Annotated in this window: 17 protein-coding genes; 8 read left to right on the top strand and 9 right to left on the bottom strand. The window is 34.0% G+C overall.

Features of this window, described 5'->3' with window-relative positions; genetic code table 11:
* Positions 1 to 24: 24 nt before the first annotated feature.
* Positions 25 to 1,224: a Pycsar system effector family protein gene (locus DDD_RS14255; RefSeq protein ID WP_015363635.1), complete on the top strand. Its 1,200-nt coding sequence runs from the start codon at positions 25 to 27 to the stop codon at positions 1,222 to 1,224.
* On the opposite strand, the gene DDD_RS14250 is transcribed toward DDD_RS14255, so the two are convergent.
* Positions 1,205 to 3,574, bottom strand: coding sequence for a GAF domain-containing protein (locus DDD_RS14250; protein ID WP_015363634.1), 2,370 nt, complete (start codon positions 3,572 to 3,574; stop codon positions 1,205 to 1,207). The genes DDD_RS14255 and DDD_RS14250 overlap by 20 nt on opposite strands.
* 110 nt (positions 3,575 to 3,684) lie before the next feature.
* On the opposite strand from DDD_RS14250, the gene DDD_RS14245 reads away from it, so the two are divergent.
* Positions 3,685 to 4,806, top strand: coding sequence for a TlpA disulfide reductase family protein (locus DDD_RS14245; protein ID WP_015363633.1), 1,122 nt, complete (start codon positions 3,685 to 3,687; stop codon positions 4,804 to 4,806).
* Positions 4,807 to 4,809: 3 nt separating this feature from the next.
* On the opposite strand, the gene DDD_RS14240 is transcribed toward DDD_RS14245, so the two are convergent.
* The gene (locus DDD_RS14240; RefSeq protein ID WP_015363632.1) at positions 4,810 to 5,445 is read right to left on the bottom strand and encodes a rhomboid family intramembrane serine protease; all 636 of its coding nucleotides are present in this window, start codon (positions 5,443 to 5,445) and stop codon (positions 4,810 to 4,812) included.
* A gap of 49 nt (positions 5,446 to 5,494) precedes the next feature.
* On the opposite strand from DDD_RS14240, the gene DDD_RS14235 reads away from it, so the two are divergent.
* On the top strand, positions 5,495 to 6,406 hold the full coding sequence (locus DDD_RS14235; protein WP_041567189.1) for a lysophospholipid acyltransferase family protein: 912 nt from the start codon (positions 5,495 to 5,497) through the stop codon (positions 6,404 to 6,406).
* Here DDD_RS14235 and glmM read toward each other — a convergent pair.
* Positions 6,366 to 7,760, bottom strand: coding sequence for a phosphoglucosamine mutase (gene glmM / locus DDD_RS14230; RefSeq protein ID WP_015363630.1), 1,395 nt, complete (start codon positions 7,758 to 7,760; stop codon positions 6,366 to 6,368). The two genes, DDD_RS14235 and glmM, sit on opposite strands and share 41 nt — an antisense overlap.
* Positions 7,761 to 7,821: 61 nt before the next feature.
* Between glmM and DDD_RS14225 the strand changes: the two genes are divergently transcribed.
* Positions 7,822 to 8,412 carry an acyl carrier protein phosphodiesterase gene (locus tag DDD_RS14225; RefSeq protein ID WP_015363629.1) on the top strand — a complete coding sequence of 197 codons (591 nt, stop codon included), beginning with the start codon at positions 7,822 to 7,824 and terminating at the stop codon, positions 8,410 to 8,412.
* A gap of 75 nt (positions 8,413 to 8,487) precedes the next feature.
* Here DDD_RS14225 and DDD_RS14220 read toward each other — a convergent pair whose 3' ends face one another.
* Positions 8,488 to 9,600 carry an OmpA family protein gene (locus tag DDD_RS14220; protein WP_015363628.1) on the bottom strand — a complete coding sequence of 371 codons (1,113 nt, stop codon included), beginning with the start codon at positions 9,598 to 9,600 and terminating at the stop codon, positions 8,488 to 8,490.
* Between the two features lie 142 nt (positions 9,601 to 9,742).
* A complete protein-coding gene (locus DDD_RS14215) occupies positions 9,743 to 10,759 on the bottom strand; it encodes a threonine aldolase family protein (RefSeq protein WP_015363627.1) in 1,017 nt (338 codons plus the stop codon).
* A 186-nt stretch (positions 10,760 to 10,945) separates the two neighbouring features.
* On the opposite strand from DDD_RS14215, the gene prfB reads away from it, so the two are divergent.
* From prfB to DDD_RS14200, 3 genes are all read left to right on the top strand, one after another.
* Positions 10,946 to 12,052, top strand: a complete 1,107-nt coding sequence (gene prfB / locus DDD_RS14210; RefSeq protein WP_015363625.1) for a peptide chain release factor 2 — start codon at positions 10,946 to 10,948, stop codon at positions 12,050 to 12,052.
* A gap of 70 nt (positions 12,053 to 12,122) precedes the next feature.
* Positions 12,123 to 14,609, top strand: a complete 2,487-nt coding sequence (locus DDD_RS14205; protein WP_015363624.1) for a TonB-dependent receptor domain-containing protein — start codon at positions 12,123 to 12,125, stop codon at positions 14,607 to 14,609.
* A gap of 81 nt (positions 14,610 to 14,690) precedes the next feature.
* Positions 14,691 to 15,188 carry an outer membrane protein gene (locus DDD_RS14200; protein WP_015363623.1) on the top strand — a complete coding sequence of 166 codons (498 nt, stop codon included), beginning with the start codon at positions 14,691 to 14,693 and terminating at the stop codon, positions 15,186 to 15,188.
* 88 nt (positions 15,189 to 15,276) lie between these two features.
* On the opposite strand, the gene DDD_RS14195 is transcribed toward DDD_RS14200, so the two are convergent.
* The 4 genes from DDD_RS14195 to rpsF all read right to left on the bottom strand — a co-directional run bounded on the left by DDD_RS14195 (position 15,277) and on the right by rpsF (position 16,967).
* Positions 15,277 to 15,771, bottom strand: coding sequence for a DUF6495 family protein (locus DDD_RS14195; protein ID WP_015363622.1), 495 nt, complete (start codon positions 15,769 to 15,771; stop codon positions 15,277 to 15,279).
* An 83-nt stretch (positions 15,772 to 15,854) separates the two neighbouring features.
* Positions 15,855 to 16,304 (bottom strand): 50S ribosomal protein L9, encoded by a 450-nt coding sequence (gene rplI / locus DDD_RS14190; protein WP_015363621.1) that lies wholly within the window; start codon positions 16,302 to 16,304, stop codon positions 15,855 to 15,857.
* An 18-nt stretch (positions 16,305 to 16,322) separates the two neighbouring features.
* The gene (gene rpsR, locus DDD_RS14185; protein ID WP_015363620.1) at positions 16,323 to 16,619 is read right to left on the bottom strand and encodes a 30S ribosomal protein S18; all 297 of its coding nucleotides are present in this window, start codon (positions 16,617 to 16,619) and stop codon (positions 16,323 to 16,325) included.
* A 3-nt stretch (positions 16,620 to 16,622) separates the two neighbouring features.
* Positions 16,623 to 16,967, bottom strand: a complete 345-nt coding sequence (gene rpsF, locus DDD_RS14180; RefSeq protein WP_015363619.1) for a 30S ribosomal protein S6 — start codon at positions 16,965 to 16,967, stop codon at positions 16,623 to 16,625.
* Positions 16,968 to 17,428: 461 nt separating this feature from the next.
* Here rpsF and DDD_RS14175 point away from each other — a divergent pair, with 461 nt between their 5' ends.
* The gene (locus DDD_RS14175) at positions 17,429 to 18,133 is read left to right on the top strand and encodes a LytR/AlgR family response regulator transcription factor (protein WP_041567188.1); all 705 of its coding nucleotides are present in this window, start codon (positions 17,429 to 17,431) and stop codon (positions 18,131 to 18,133) included.
* The last annotated feature ends 84 nt before the right edge of the window (positions 18,134 to 18,217 follow it).

Genomic DNA, 18,217 nt, shown 5'->3' with positions numbered 1-18,217 from the left:
TTAATTTTAACCCAAACATTTAGAATGAGCGATATTTTAAAAATTACTGACGATTTTGTATTAAATCTGTTAAAAAATGATCTCGATGATAAATATGTATATCACAATTATACACATACTAGACGAGTAGTTAAAAGTACGCAGGAAATTATCGATAATTCTGAATTAGATGTTAAAGAGCAAAAAGCTTTGCTCCTAGCAGCATGGCTTCATGATACTGGATATATTCATGGTGCCGAAAACCATGAAGAAGAAAGCGCAAAAATTGCAGAAAACTTTCTTAACGAACAGAATCAAAGTGAAGAGCTTATAAATGAAGTAAAAAAACTTATTCTAGCAACTAAATTTAATGATACTCCAGTAGGTAAACTAGAAGAAATCATCAGAGATGCTGATGCTTCTCATTTTGCTAAAGATTATTATCCTGAAACAAGTGAACTTCTTAAACAAGAACTACAATTAAGAGGGACCAATTTTTCTAATAAAGAATGGCGTAAAGAAAATATAAAAGTCTTTACAGAAAAGCATCGCTACTACTCTGCTTATGCCATTAAAAATTGGAATGTACTTAAAAATGAAAACCTTCTTAAATTAATAAAAGCAAAGAAGAAAAAGAAAAAGAAATACGACAAAGAAAAAATTAAGGTAGATCTTAAAAATCAAAGTCCAGAAAGAGCTATTCAAACTCTTTTTAGAACTACACTACGCAATCACATAAAACTTAGTGACATAGCCGATACTAAGGCAAATATCTTATTATCGGTAAATGCAATTATCATTTCACTTGCGCTAGCTAATATAATTCCTAAACTGGATCAAATTTCTAATAGGCATTTGTTATGGCCTACGTTAGTATTAATTTTATTTTCAGTTGCGAGTATCATACTTTCTATAATGTCCACGAGACCTAACGTAACTAGTGGAGAATTTACAGAAGAGCAAGTACGCAAAAGAGAAGTGAACCTATTATTCTTTGGAAACTTTCATAAAGTACCTTTCAAAAAATATCAGAGTGCCTTAATGAGTCTCATTACAGACAAAGAAGAAGTTTATGAATCGTTACTAAAAGATTTATGGCTTCTAGGTGTAGTTTTAAATAGAAAATACACCTTATTAAGATGGACTTATACCATCTTTATGTTAGGAATTATTATCTCGGTAATTGCTTTTATACTAGCTTTTATGACAACAGATTTTGAGCAAATTAAAGATTTAGCTCCTTAACGAGGTCGTCATAAGTTAAAGTGTCCTCGCTAGCATCAGTATTGTACAAAACTTCGACTCTTATAGCCTTAAGACCTATCACACCTTGAACATCTTCTAATTCTAGATGTTCCACGTTTGATCCTATGAGGTGATTGTGTTGTAAGAAATTAATGTATCTCATGTATTCTCGCTCTGTCTCCTCATTTGTATAGACAATAGCTATTTTACCTTTTTGAGTAACTCGCTCATTTGTGCCTTTTATATTGGCTTTATCAATACGCTTTTTAATTACTTCATACCTAGCATTGTAAGCACCATCTACATCAAATCTTTTTTCGTCTATGCGATATCTAATGCTTAGTGTATTATCAAAAACTAGTATCATACTTGCTGCTTCAACAACCGTAGGTAATTGCTCTTGCACAGCATAAAACTGATTTTCCATATCGATCATGGTTTGCAATTGCCATAACCTCAAATTGTATAGATAAACAATATTAAATTCTTCACTGCTGGTAATACTTTTCCCTACGTAAATATTATGTTCTACTCCATCAGTTTTAAATCGTTCAAAATAATGCGGGAAAATATCTTGTGCTTCCTTTTGCTTACTATCTATAAGACTTGTTAATGAGTCGTTTATAGCTTGAACGGTATTATCATAATCATTTCTATTCTTATAAATTACGCCAGAAGTCACATCAATTTCTGATTGATAAACGTCAACTAGCTCACATATTTTAGGAGATAAAGTTTTAAGGTGCTTCATAACAGGATTGATCTCGTTATTCAACAACTTAATAATGTCACGTTCTGAGTTGGCGTCGATATTGGTATTCTCTAATTCATTGCAATATTCTTTAACTCGATAAGATATTTGATCGTAGATAGGTAGTTTTTCGTACGCTTTCGCGAATGCGAATATCTCACCTACTTTATCCATTTGATTCATCAAGTCTTTTTTAATCGCTTGATTACGAGCATCACTACTTCCTACAATGTCTATTTGACCATAGATAGGATAGATATCTCTAAAACTAATGTCTCTAAAGGGCTCGTTTTTCTTTTCTCTTGCTCGATATTTTAAAATACGACGCGCCTCCTTTTCAAATTTCCATTGCACGCTGGGATGTATAGAAGTACATTCTGTCTGGATCAATGCTTTGACGCTATTTTCATGTTCTTCTTCGGTTCTTATTAGCGCTGCTTTTATGTAACCGGCAACACTTTCTATTTTAGAAACATTAAAACTATTTAAAGCAAACTTCTTAAGACTTACTATTTCTAATACACCTATTAATTCACTTCCTTTAGTTATTGGATAAAAGATAGCACTCTGAATATTATTTTTTTTGAGATTATCTGTTAAGTACGTGTTGTCAATTTTAGTTGCATAATCGTCTACGTCTGTTATGACAAGCGGTTCAAAATTCTTAATTAGGTGGCTGTAACTGTCTGCACAAAGTGCGTTATTACAATGCTTCTCGCTACTATCTGCTAATAAAAAACTTTTTGCATCATCATAAATCATGGATTCAAATGTATTCTCAAAATGATCAAAAGATGTAAATCCTACCTGAAGGTTTTCAAGATTAAAAATCTTTTTGAAAATTGTCTTTATCTTATCTGTTTGATCTTTTTTAGAAGAACTACTATCTAGTAAAATAGTCTTCAAATCAGATATAGCTGCATCCATGGTCACATCTGTAAAAGAAACAATACCAAAGCCATTGAATGTGTAACTGTCTTTAGGAAATGACTTTCTCCATAGTTCTTGATCATCGGGAGAACGTAGCAACTCTTTAATATCTTGTGACGACAGCTCGTGCTCTTTATCATTGATATTAATGTCTACAAAATCAGCATTATAAGTTATTCGATAGGTGCGATCAGAACCTTTAGCATCTGGAATATGTACAAAAATAGGCCTGCTCAGATCTATTGCTTTATTATAGTAGTTATTAAGAATAACACCACAAGACATTCTAAAAGTATCAAATGAATCTCCTGTCATTATTTGTAAGTGAAAATCTTCACCAGCATCATTCAGGATGTTTTTAAGTCGTTGGGTTTTGTTGAAAAGTATATCAGAAAATGGAACCGTTGCTGCCTTAATTTCATTGAGAGTTAAAGCTGCTGGAAATAAATCAGAAAGCATGATACTTATCGATTCTTTATGAAAAGCTATTTCATCTTCCTTGATTCCTGAAACCAACTCTTCATGATCATCGACATATCGTAGAATTGAAGAGATATACAGTTTTCTAAAATTACTTTCTACATCTTCAAGTCTGTTCAAATATTGATCTACAACCTTTTTAAAAGTAAGGTTGACAATCATGTGATCACTATTTGATATTTTTTCCATAATTCAAAGATAGTTTTTCTCCTCTGAGAGAGGCAATTCCTTATAATATTTTTGTTTATTTTAACCTAGTAGAGCGATATCTCTCTTATTTTTAACCCAAAATTATATTAATGAAGTACTTATTTATATTTCTTTCCCTAATCGCTGTTAATCAATGTAATGAAGTTCAAAAAGAAACTCACTTTATAGAAGGAAATGCCTCTGGTGTAGCAAACGGTATGCGTGTATATCTAAATGAGCTCGATGAAAATGGGCGCACTCAAGTAATTGATACCAGTATTGTCATGGAGGAGAACTTTTACTTTGACCAAAAAGAAAAATTAGCAGGTGAGGAAATACGTTTTATTACTCTTGATGGTAGTGAAGGTAATTTTGTTCTTTTAGTTAAAAATGACCCATTAAAAGTAGAACTTAGAAAAGATACTCTTATTAAAAGTACTGTTGTAGGAAGTAAAGCAAATGATGAATTAAAGACTTTTAAAGAACGACAATCTGTTTATGTCTCCACGTCTAGGAAATATCAAGGTGAGCGAGTAGCGGCACTTAAAGGTGGAGATAACGCTAAAGCTGCAGCTGTTGTTAGCAAGTGGACTCAAGCAGAAAATGAATTTAAGGATTATGCTGTTAAAACAATGACCGATAATAATTCTAGTATTATAGCTCCTATGATTTTAGGAGAAATGCTTCAAAGTAAATTTTTAGATGCTAAAGCCTCTAGAAACTACTACAATGCTTTTGATGAGCACATCAAAAATTCGATCATGGCGCAAAGAATTGATACTTTCCTAAAAAAAGCCGAATCTGTAGCCGTAGGTGCTAAAGCTCCTGACTTTGAAGGAACAAGTCCCGATGGAAAAATTATCAAGCTAAGTGACGTTTTAGGAAAAGTAACACTCATTGATTTTTGGGCGTCATGGTGTGGTCCTTGTCGTAGAGAAAACCCTAATGTGGTGAATGCCTACAATAAATATCATTCTAAAGGATTTAATATTCTAAGTGTATCACTTGATCGTCCTAATGGAGAGAAAGCTTGGAAAGATGCTATTATCAAAGATAAAATGGACTGGAATCATATTTCTCGATTGATGTACTTTGGTCCACTCGCAAAACTGTATAATGTAAACGCTATTCCTGCTACATTTTTACTGGATGAAAATGGAGTAATTATTGCCACTAATTTGAGAGGCCAGCAATTGCATAACAAGTTAGAAGAATTATTAGGATCTTCTTAGTGATTAGTTTTTCATAACTTTCATTAAGATAAAAAGCACAACAATAGTTAAGAACATGGCAATGACTGTAATGGTATTTGTAAATATGAGGCTATAATCATATACCAGAGTCAATAATACACCTGCTACTGCTCCACCAAAATGTGCATCATGTCCTATGTTATCATTTAGTTTTTTCATCCCATAAAAGGAATAAATTAAATAACCTATTCCAAAAAGCCATCCTGGTATGCCAAAATAAATTCTCATAGTAGGATCTAATAAAATAGCACTATAAATAATTCCTGAGACCGCACCACTTGCTCCCAATGCACTATAATGATATTCTTCTCTGTGAATAAGGTAACTTAAAAAATTACCGCCTAACAAGCTAGCAAAATATATAATTAGGAATTTTACATCTCCTAATTTGTAAACCACAGTTCCTGCAAAAAAGAACAATGTCAACATATTAAAAAATAAATGGTTCTGGTTAGAATGAAGAAAACCACTTGTAAAGAAACGATATTGTTCACCTCTTTGAATTCCTGCAATATTAAAAAGATAATTAGACCTAAAAATGTAATCTTTGAACCCCTTGAAGCTTACAATTACGTTAGAAATAATGATAATTACTGTGACAATATCTAAGTTGAACATGAATAAATTTAATAAGATACAAGATAGTATATTTGTTTAAAATTAGTTCATGCAAGCCCTTGCTTTTTATCTCGCATATCATTTTCTATGGGTGATTTCTCGCCTTCCATTTCCCGTGGTTTATTTATTAAGTGACTTTTTATATCTAATCGTTTATTACCTAATAGGATACCGCAAGGACGTCATAAAGAAAAATTTAAAAATAGCCTTTCCTCATAAATCCGAAAAGGAGATTGTGCAATTGGCTAAAAAAAGTACTCAACATTTCTGCGACATTTTCATTGAGATGATTAAATCCATGGGAATGAGTAAAAAAGCGATGAACAAAAGATTTATTTGTAAGAATCCTGAAATGGTTAACGCTTTCGCGAAAGCGAATCAACCCATAATTGTGATGTTCGGTCATCAAGCGAGTTATGAATGGACTATGGTTCTAGATGAGATTTTAGATTATAAGGTTTATGCCATTTATAAACCTATAAAAAATAAAAAATTCAATGACTTGATTGTCGATATCAGAAAAAAATTTAATAGTGAATTGATTGCTATGAAAGAAGCCACGGCGGTAATGAAAAAATCTGCTGAAAATGAAGCAGCTCTTTTTGCACTAGTTGCAGATCAGTCGCCAAAAGCTGCAAGAGCACAATATTTCACTAACTTTTTTAATACTCCTAGCGCTGTTTTTAAAGGTGCAGAGCGCATTGCAAAAGAATATGCAACTGCTGTAGCTTTTCTGAGAATTGCAAAAGTAAAAAGAGGCTATTATGAGACTGAGTTTGTTTTAATCTCTAATAATGGAGCCGAGACTGAAGATTGGGAAATTACAGACACATTTTTCCAACTGCTTGAAGAGCAAATCATCAAGCAGCCAGAATATTATTTATGGTCCCATAAAAGATGGAAGTCCACCTTAGAGAATACTAAGCGTGCTGTTGAGCTATCTCCTCGAGTTCAGCAATAAAACGGCTTGCTAGTTCGTCTGCCTTTTGTTGAGAAGGAGCTTCTGTATAAATGCGTATGATAGGTTCTGTATTTGATTTTCTCATGTGAACCCATTGATCAGCAAAGTCTATTTTAATACCATCAATGCTGGTAACTTCATCATTTTTATATTTCTGATGTATATCAGCAAGAATCGCATCAACTGGCATTCCCTTAACTAATTGTACTTTCTTTTTACTCATAAAGTAAGAAGGGTAACTTGCCCGCAATTCACTTACCTTCATTTTCTTTTCAGTAAGCAATGATAAAAACATCGCTACACCTACCAATGCATCTCTACCATAGTGAGATTCTGGATAAATGATACCGCCATTACCTTCGCCGCCTATCACTGCATTTTTATCTTTCATCTTTTGCACAACGTTCACTTCTCCTACTGCAGCAGCAAAGTATTCGCCACCATGTTTTTCAGTAACATCTCTTAATGCTCTCGATGAAGATAGATTTGAAACAGTATTTCCTTTATTATGACCCAAAATATAATCTGCACAAGCAACTAGCGTATATTCTTCACCAAACATTTCTCCTTTTTCATCTACAAAAGCTAATCGGTCCACATCTGGATCTACTGTAATACCAAAGTCTGCATTATGAGAAACGACTGCTTTACATAAATCTGCTAAATGCTCTTTTAATGGCTCTGGATTGTGTGGAAAATGTCCGGTAGGGTCACAATACAATTCAACAACTTCTACTCCTAATGCCTTACATAGATCAGGTATGGCTATTCCACCAGTACTATTAACGCCATCAACAACGACCTTAAATCCAGCAGATTTTATAGCTTCAATTTGGGTGACAGGCATATCTAAAACCATCTTGATGTGTCGGTCAATATAATCTTCTATTACTTCTACCGTACCTAGATCATCTACTTCAGAATATACAAAATCTTCCTTTTCTGCACTATCTAATATTTTCTGCCCTTCAGCACCGTTTAGAAATTCACCTTCATTGTTAAGAAGCTTTAATGCATTCCATTCTTTAGGGTTATGACTTGCTGTAAGTATAATTCCTCCATCTGCTTTTTCATTAGGAACTGCAAGTTCTACAGTAGGTGTGGTACTTAAACCTAAATCTACCACATGACATCCCATTCCTATCAGTGTATTTTGTACCAAAGACTGAATCATAGAGCCACTAAGTCGCGCATCTCTTCCTATAACTACCTTTGGCGCCTTCTTTTTGGAGTTTTCTTTGATCCAAATGGCATAAGCACTAGCAAATTTTACAGCATCTAATGGTGTAAGATTATCGCCTGGAGCTCCACCTATGGTACCACGAATTCCTGAAATAGATTTTATAAGAGTCATTATTATTGGTTTACATTTACACAAAAGTAATCTTTATAAAAAGTAATTACCAATTAAGCACATGAATTATCTCGCTCACATTTACCTTTCAAAAAATGATAAAGAAATAAGAATAGGTAATTTCATTGCAGACTCTGTTAGAGGTAAAGACTTTAGTATGTTTCCAGATCGTGTCGCAAAAGGTATAATTCTACACAGACATATCGACACTTTTACAGATCAGCATCTAATTGTGCGACAAAGTAAAGATAGAATTAGAAAAAAATATGGACACTGGAGCGGTGTCATTGTAGATATTTATTATGATCATTTTCTTGCTGCAAACTGGAGTAGATATCACCAAGAGCCTTTGAGAGAATATGTGCAAACCTTTTACAATGATTTGCTGGAACACTACACCATACTTCCAGAAAGAGTACAGAGATTTTTACCTATTATGATCGAGCAAAACTGGCTTAGAAGTTATGAAACCATAGAAGGTATATCCACCATTTTTAGACAAATGAATCTTAGAACAAAAGGCAAAAGCAATATGGACCTCGCTCCTAGTGACCTTATTGCAAATTATAAAGACCTTGAAAGTGACTTTCATTTGTTCATGAAAGACCTAGAATCATTTGTAAAGATTAAAACTAAAGATTTAATTATATAATTCTTTAAAATAAAAAAGACCGCCTTTTAAAGCGGTCTTTTAAATCTTGATATTGAATTAAACTATTCTCTATGATTAGTTTCCTGCGTTAATCAAACGGAATTCCGTACGACGGTTTGCTCTGTGCTCACGCTCTGTACAAGAAACACCATCAGCACAACGGTTTTTTAAACGAGTTTCTCCGTATCCATTTGCAACGATACGAGATGCATTAATACCTTTAGACATTAGGTAATTTGCTACAGCTTGTGCACGTCTTTCAGATAAAGATTGATTAGAAGTTTTAGAACCTCTTGAATCGGTATGAGAAGCAACCTCTACTTTAGAACCAGCAGTACTATTCATAACGCTTAATAATTTTGCATCAATCTCAGACTTATCGGCAGCAGTTAATGTAGCGCTTCCAAGTCTCCAGTTAATTGCTAGACCATTATACTCTACTAGTTTACAATCTACTTCAGACCAAACAGTTAAACCTCCTTTAGAAACTAATCTCTCACGAGAAACAGTTTTTGATGTAGATGGGACAACATCTTCTGTTGTCGTAGCATCAGACTTCAAAACAGTCTTTGTAATATTTGCGTATTCTGCTGGGATTTCAATTTCTTCAACTCTAGCTGGTTGATCTACTACTTTTACAGTGTAAGTTCCCATTTGTTCTGGTACCGGAGTACGATCAAAAGAGGCATCACTTGCGAGTGTAGTTAAAGAAACAGTAGTAAATTCTGCTGGATAACCTTTGTAACACCAGTAACGACAGTCGTCTGGATTAGAAGACGTACATTCTGCTGGTGGTACAGAACTCATTTCCCACTGTGCATAAGCTGGCTTCACCTCTATAGTTTCAGTAGTTTTTCCAAATGTTGCTGGAGTCACAGAGATAGTAGAACCGGCCTGTTTCTTAACGTAAGTTCTAGTTTCAGTTTTATAAGTAGCTGGAATAACTCTCAATTTTTTGGAAGCTTCCTTTACTAAAACTCTCTCGGTTACCGTTTCATAAGTTGCGGGAACAACTTTAAGTTTTTTATAAGCTGGAGTTGCCTCAAGGCTTACAGTTTCGTTTTCATACACATCAGGAGTAGTACAACGTACATAACATTTTCCTGGTTCTGGATTAGTAGGTAGATCTTGTGCAAATGCAAAACTTGCAGAAGCGATCGCTACTAGGGATAGTACTAATTTTTTCATTTAGGTTGAATTTAAATTATAATTATTTTACAAAGGTGATATAATTTAAGTCTAAATAATCAAATGGAGATACTTATGCTAGTTAAGTTAGTTAAAAAGAGTTTAAACATCGACGTATGGCTTTTTAACTTCACTTTAAGAATTATATTTTTAAGTAATCGCTTAGAATTTGTTTCATATTTGATTGATCTTCATCTGTATAATCTAAATGTGTCACTAGTCTAAGCTTACCACTTCCCATATTACTAATGATTACATCATGCTCGGTGAGGTAATTTATAATCTTATTTTCATCAGCTACCTCAAAAATGATAATATTAGTTTCTATAGGCTCTACCTTAGAAACATAAGGTAATTTTGAAAGAAATGTTCCCAATTCTTGTGCTCTAAGATGATCTTGTTGAAGACGTTCAAAATTATGATCAAGCGCATAAATTGCTGCCGCAGCCATAAAACCTATTTGCCTCATGCCGCCGCCTAGTACTTTACGAACTCGCATCGCTTTTTTCATTATTTCCTTCTTACCACAAAGTACAGTTCCTAATGGAGTTCCCATCCCTTTAGAAAAACAGACTGATATAGTATCAAAAATTTTCCCGTAATCTTTAGGATCCTGACCGGTAGCTATAATAGCGTTCCATAGGCGAGCACCGTCGAGATGCAAGCCTAGTTGATGCTTTTCACAAACCGCTTTAATTTCTTTAAATGTTTGCATATCATAACATGCGCCACCACCTTTATTTGTTGTATTCTCTAAACACACTAAAGTAGTAAGCGGGCTATGATAAAAATCAGGCGGATTAATTGCTTCCTCCACTTGAGCTGCCGTAATCATACCTCTGCTTCCATCAAGGAGCTTACAAGAAACACCACTATTAAATGAAACGCCTCCACCTTCATAGTTATAAACATGAGCATATTTATCACAAATCAATTGCTCACCAGGTTGCGTGTGCATTTTAATAGCTGCCTGATTTGCCATACTACCAGTAGGAAAAAAAAGCGCCTCATCCATCCCGAACATTTCTGCCACTCGCCTTTCCAGCTCATTTACAGTTGGGTCTTCCTTATAAACGTCATCACCTACTTGTGCGTTGAATATAGCCTCCATCATTCCTTTGGAAGGTTTCGTCACCGTATCACTTCTTAAATCAATCATATATAAATATTAATAATAGCTTTCTAATTTGCATCATGATAGTGCCTAAAACTATGTTTTAAAGAAATATTATTGTTGTAATTCCGCTTTCGCGAAAGCGGTATAAAAATAATCCCTATACCTTACATATAGCTTCTCCATAGCAAAGAATTTAATTCTATTTTTGCAACTGTTGAAAACCACTTTATGATCACTGCTGAACAGGTTAAGGAATTGCAAGAAAGAGTTATTAAACTCAAGAATTATCTACAAATCGATGCCAAACAAATAGAAATAACCAATCTTGAGGAAAAAACGTTCTCACCAGATTTCTGGAACGATCCTAAAGAAGCAGAAAGCATCATGAAAGTCTTGAGAAATAAAAAGCAATGGACTACAGATTATGCCACTGCTGTAACTTTAATAGAAGACCTTGAAGTCTTGTATGAGTTCTTCAAAGAAGACGAAGCGACTGAGCAAGACGTGATGCTCAAATACAACGCGGCAAATGATTTGATTGAGAAGCTAGAGTTTAAAAACATGCTCTCTAATGAAGGCGATGATATGAGTGCTGTCTTACAAATTACTGCTGGTGCTGGTGGGACAGAATCCTGCGACTGGGCAGAAATGTTGATGAGAATGTACCTCATGTGGTCAGAAAAAAACGGCTATAAAGTAAAAGAACTCAACTTTCAAGCAGGCGATGTTGCCGGCATTAAAACAGTTACATTAGAAATTGAAGGAGACTATAGTTTTGGCTGGTTAAAAAGCGAGAATGGAGTCCATCGATTAGTACGTATTTCTCCCTTTGATTCTAACGCAAAACGTCACACTTCATTTGCCTCGGTTTATGTTTATCCTCTTGCAGATGATTCTATAGAGATAGACATTAATCCAGCCGATATTTCATGGGATTTTGCTCGATCCAGTGGCGCAGGTGGACAAAATGTGAATAAAGTGGAAACTAAAGCTATTTTAACGCACCATCCTTCTGGGATTGTCATTCATAATTCAGAAACCAGATCGCAGCTGGAGAACAGGGAAAAAGCAATGCAAATGCTCAAATCTCAATTGTTTGAAATAGAATTACAAAAGAGAAATGCAGCAAGGCAAGAAATAGAGTCTGGAAAAATGAAAATAGAATGGGGTTCTCAAATACGCAATTATGTGTTACATCCTTATAAATTAATAAAAGATGTAAGAACTGGACATGAAACTGGAAATGTAGATGCCGTTTTAAACGGTGATCTGGATGCTTTTCTTAAGGCTTTCTTAATGGAAGACAGTAAAGAGTTGCCAAGCGACGAGCTTTAACTTAAGTTTAGTAAAGCTCTATGAAACCATAGGATAGATTTACGATCAAAGGTTAAACCTTAAGATCGTTATGAAAAAAATTTTATTATTTGTATTTCTGTTAACTGCCTGTTTTTCTTACTCGCAAAATGATACTCCAATTACTGTAAAAGGTAAGTTGATAGATAAAAATACTGGAACCCCACTAGAGTTTGCAACTGTCTCATTTATAAGTAAGAATCCTCAAAAAGCTCCTCAAGGTGGCGTCACCGACTTAGAAGGTAATTACTCTATAAGCATTACTCCAGGTACTTACACTGTAAAATGGGAATACATAACGTTTAAGAGTGTTGTTAGAGAAAATCAAACGATAACTGAAGATAAAGACTATGGAACGATCTCTTTAGAAGTCGATGTAGCAGAGCTGGATGCTGCCATCGTCATAGCCGAAAAAACTACTGTAGACATAAGGTTAGATAAGAAAATCTACAATATTGGTAAAGATCTTACGGTGCGTGGTGGTTCAGCGAGCGATGTATTAGATAATGTACCATCAGTTTCTGTAGACGTCGAAGGTAACGTGGCATTGCGTGGTAATGATAATGTAACCATTTTTATAGATGGTCGCCCAAGTGCTTTAGTAGGATTAGATGGAGCCGATGCCCTTAGACAAATACCTGCTGAAACCATAGAAAAAATAGAAGTGATTACTTCTCCTAGCGCAAGATATGATGCAGAAGGTACAGCAGGAATCTTAAATATTATACTCCGTAAAGAATCTCAAAGAGGTTTTAATGGAAATTTACAATTGGAGTCCGGTATTCCAGAACGTCTAGGATTATCATTTAATGGAAATTACAGAAAAAACAAATGGAATTTATTTACAAATACAGGATGGAGATATCGCACCACTCCTGGTAACGCCCGCTCTGACACAGAGTTCAACTCTCCTGACGCACAAAATAAGTTTGTAAATGAACGTAGAGTTTTTGATCGATTAGGTCGTAGCTTATTTACAAGTCTAGGTGCTCAATATGATATTAATCAAAAGAGTAACATAATTGCAAACGCCGTATATCGTTATGGTAATGATGATGATATTACCACTAATACCATTGACAGATTTGATGAAAATCTAAATTTAAATGAAGCTACAAGAAGAATAGAAAACGAAGGTGAAAACGAAGATGATGTACAATTCACTTTAGATTATAAAAATGACTTAGATGATAATGGGCAAAAACTTACCGCTAGTATTCAATATGGATTTGAAATTGAACAAGAATTAGCAAACATTACAGAAACCGAAACTACTACTAATACTCTTAATGATCTAGAATTTAGCGATCAAAATACTGATGAGCGTAATGCACTTGTTCAGATAGATTATGAATTGCCCATAGGTGAAAATATTAATTGGGAAGCTGGATATCGTGGGAACTATAGAGACATAACAACTTCTTTCTTTCTGGCAGAACGTGATTTTGAAACTTCCAACACAGATCTAATTCCAGATGCTGGACTTAATAATACCTTTAATTATGAAGAATTAATCCACGCTACTTATGTACAATATGGGCGTAAAATAAATAACTTCTCGTTTTTAACTGGACTTAGATATGAATATACAGATGTAAACATTTTTCAAGCTACCACGAATGAGACGGCAAATAAAAATTATCATAGTTTATTTCCTACGGTAAATATGAGCTATGAGATAAAACAAGGTGAGAATCTTACCTTAGGCTACAATCGCAGGATAAGAAGACCACGCGGTAGATCTCTTAATCCATTTCCTAGTCGTAGTAGTGAGTCTAACATTTTTCAAGGAAATGTGGATCTAGATCCCACATTTACAAATAGTGTAGAATTGGGTTATATTAAAAGATGGACTAAGTTTACTTTAAGCACCGCAGCTTATATGAACATAAGTGATGATAATTGGGAACGAATACAACAAGTAGTTGTAGATGAGAATAACAATCCTATTCTGACAGATAATGGAGACCCAATTATACGTCGTTTTCCTGTAAATCTATCTAAGGAACGCAGGATAGGATATGAATTAACACTTACTTATAGACCATTTAAATGGTGGACTATCAATAGTGATTTTAACGTTTTTAATGTAGATACTGATGGTGCTTTTGAAGATCAAGATTTTACATTCAATAACACCACCTACTTTGCTAGACTAAATCAAAAAATAACTTTACCTGCAGAAATTGATTTTCAAACACGACTAAATTATCGTGGTGCTAGTGAAAATGCACAAGGAACAAATGATGGAATTGCTACTTTAAATCTTGCGGCGAGCAAAGATGTTTTTGGAGAAAATGCAACTATTACTGCCAGTGTAAGCGACGTGTTTAACAGCCGTCGTCGAGAAAGTACGACTATCGGTCCAGACATTATTGTTGACGGCCAGATCCAGCCTAGTTTTATTTCTGATAGCGCCTTTCAATGGAGAGAAAGACAGTTCATCGTAACTTTTGTTTACCGCTTTAACGAGAAGAAGAAACGAGAACGTGGTGAACGTAGTGGTGACAATGATGGAGACGATGGTTTTGAAGGCTAAATAAATACTACATTATTTAACGTAATAAAAACTTTTTGCAGTATAATTTATTAGAATATTTGTTATCAAATTAAATAAATTATGAAAAAGATAGTATTAACAGTTTTATTAGGATTAGGTTTTTTAATACAGTCAAATGCACAAGATATTTCTAACAATGCTATAGGAATTCGACTTGGAGATGGAGATGGATTTGGAACTGAAATTTCTTATCAAAGAGCTCTAGGGTCTAACAATCGCCTCGAAATAGATTTAGGCTATGAAGATGGTGATGGGTTTGATGGGTTCAAAGCAACAGGTATTTATCAATGGGTATGGAACATTGATGGAGGCTTCAATTGGTATGCTGGTGCGGGAGCAGGTTTAGGTTCTATTAGTATCGATGATGATTTCAGGAGAAGAGGTGATTTTGAAGATGATTCTGAGTTTTTCCTTCTTGCAGCAGGTCAGGTAGGTATTGAATATAACTTCCCATTTCCATTGACACTTTCATTGGATATCAGACCGGAGCTTTATTTCGGAGATTTTAGAGATGGAGTAGATAATGATATCGCCTTAGGCATTAGGTATCGTTTCTAAGAAATATTAAGTGGAAATATAAAGGTTGCTAGATAAACTCTAGCAACCTTTTTTTATTCTTCAATAAATAACTTTTGAGATCAATAGATTAAAAACCATTCGTTTCTTTTCCTAACTCCATCAAATCATCAAAATAATTAAATAAATCTCCTTTTGTAATTACCGCTCCAGATTCAATTAATTTAAACTTGTCTTCATTAGGATTTTCACTGTAAGATTTCTTTGCAGTAAAAATCTTTACTTCATCGTCTAACAAGTTTTTTTGCAACCACTTATATCCTTCATCAGTAGTGATATCTATAAGCTCATCTCCTACTATTATAGAAATAAGCTCCATTTCATTTTCTCCAAGAGAGAATAAGTTCATGGTTCTAGGAGAAATATGCTCTAAATATTCTGCTTTGTTAAGAACACCGTCCCAAACAAGATCAGAAAAAACGTCAATCTCTTCCTCTGCGACTTGTGGCTTACTAGATTTAATTTCTTCCCATTCAGAAGCAGTAATTGATTGTGAGGCTAGAAAGTTTATAAACTCTGGATGCATTTCTTCCAGTTGTTCTTTTGTTAATCTTCTATACTTCATATAAATTCATTTGTTGTTGCTTATTAAAATTGAAAAAGCCGCTTCAAATTAATGAAACGGCTTTATGATAATTAAGATAAATCTTATTTTTCAGCTACTACGTTAAAAATAAGTTTAGAACTTACTTCTCTGTGAAAACGTATATCAGCTTCATACTGACCTAGTCTTTTAATTGTTCCACCAGCTACAGATATAAATTTCTTTTCGATCTCTACATCATTCTTTGCAAGCGCATCAGAAACATCAGCCGTTGTGATAGATCCAAATAATTTATCCCCATCGCCAGTTTTAGCAGTAATTTTAAGGTCTAAAGCAGCAAGTTTATCTGCTTGCTCTTGAGCAGCCTTAATATTAGAAGCTTCTTTATGAGCTCTTTGCTTAAGCGTTTCAGCAAGTACTTTTTTAGCGCTAGTAGTTGCCATTACAGCAAGACCATTAGGAATTAAAAAGTTACGGCCATAACCAGGCTTAACAGTCACTACATCGTCTGTAAAACCTAAATGTTCTACATCTTTCTTTAATATAAGTTCCATATTGTTAATCTGATTTTATTATTTAAGTAAATCACCTACGTAAGGCATGATAGCTATGTGACGAGCACGTTTAACCGCTACAGCCACTTTACGTTGATATTTTAAAGATGTTCCTGTAAGACGGCGTGGTAACAATTTACCTTGCTCATTTACAAAACCAAACAACCAGTCTGCATCTTTGTAATCGATATATTTAATACCACTACGCTTAAAACGGCAGTATTTTTTTCTTTCTTGAGTTTCAATTTTTAAAGGAGATAAATAACGGATGTCACCATCTTTTTTTCCTTTAGCTTGTTGTTGTAATGTTGCCATGGATTAAGCTTTAGATTTTTTAGATAATTTAGCTCTTCTTTTCTCTGCCCACTCGATAGCATACTTATCAAGTTTTACAGTAAGGTATCTCATAACACGCTCATCACGACGAAATTCTACTTCGTACTCGTTGATCACGTCACCAGACACTTCAAATTGGAAAAGGTGGTAAAAGCCACTTTTTTTGTTTTCGATTGCATAAGCCAGTTTTTTTAGGCCCCAATCTTCTTTAGCTACCATTTTAGCTCCACGCTGAGTAAGGAAATTCTCAAACTTCTTTACTGTTTCCTTTACCTGATCATCAGATAAAACGGGATTCAAAATGAAAACAGTTTCGTATTGATTCATAATAATTATTGTTTAAAACGGCTGCAAAAGTACTCTTTTTAACAACAAACAACAAGTATTGTTAAATATATTACTGTAATAGTTACAGACGTCGATAGCTCCTATTAAAAATAATAATTTGTGCTTTATAAAGTATTTTAAATTTTAAATGTTTTACTTCTTGCAATTATGAAAAGAAAAACGATAAGTGATAAGAAAAGATTATAACACAAGTTAATAAAATCAGTTGATATTCAAGTATTTACATATACTAATGATTTTATTTTCTAACAATCATAATTTTCAAGTTGAGATATTTTTACGTTGACATTAGCAATAAATCGCTTATTAGTTAATTTTTTACTCAAAGTTAAAATGAATATAATTTCGCTATATCGTTAAAAAGTCCGTTTAAATGACGAATATATTTGTATTTCATCAGAAAAGTAACTACTATTGTCTTTAAACCATTAATAAAGGCGATGAGTAACACTATTCTTAACTGTTTTGTTGTGGACGACTCTAGTATTCAACGACTAGCGATTGTCAAAATGATTGAAAATCACCCTAATCTAGTTCTTAAAGGAGAATTTAGCAACGCAGTAGAAACAAAAACTGCACTAAAGGAACAGTCTATTGATCTTATATTTTTAGATATTGAGATGCCTATTTTAACCGGTTTTGATTTATTAGATGATTTAACTGATAAACCAGGTGTCATTTTTGTCACTGGACAAACTAAATATGCTTTTAAGGCATTTGATTATGCCGCTATTGATTACCTGCAAAAACCTATCAAGAAAGATCGCTTTTTATACGCTGTAGAGAGAGCTTTACTTGCGCACAAGATGAAAACTGAGATGATAGAAGATCGAGGTGAATTTATCTTTGTAAAGAGTAATCTTAAGAAACGTAAGGTTTACCTTAAAGAATTACGTTACATTCAAGCTTTAGGTGATTATGTTAAACTTATTACTGAAGATGATAGTTTAATCGTATTGTCAACCATGAAGTCCTTTGAAAACTCGCTCCCAAGTGAAGATTTCTTACGCATTCATAAATCCTACATCGTCAATTTAAGAAAAGTGGAGAAATTCAATTCTAAAGCAGTAGAACTAGGTAAAGAAGTGTTGCCATTAAGCCGTAATAGAAAATCAGATCTTGTAGAAGCTCTGTCCCAATTTTAAACAACAGCATTTATTGATACCTAAAGCCGCTCTAATAAGTGGCTTTTTATTTATACAATAGTTTGGTATTGTCTCTTATAAGAT

The organism is Nonlabens dokdonensis DSW-6, from assembly GCF_000332115.1.
Classification (GTDB): Bacteria; Bacteroidota; Bacteroidia; order Flavobacteriales; family Flavobacteriaceae; genus Nonlabens; species Nonlabens dokdonensis.
The sequence above is the reverse complement of the archived record's forward strand: the minus strand, read 5'-3'. Positions and strand labels throughout refer to the sequence as shown.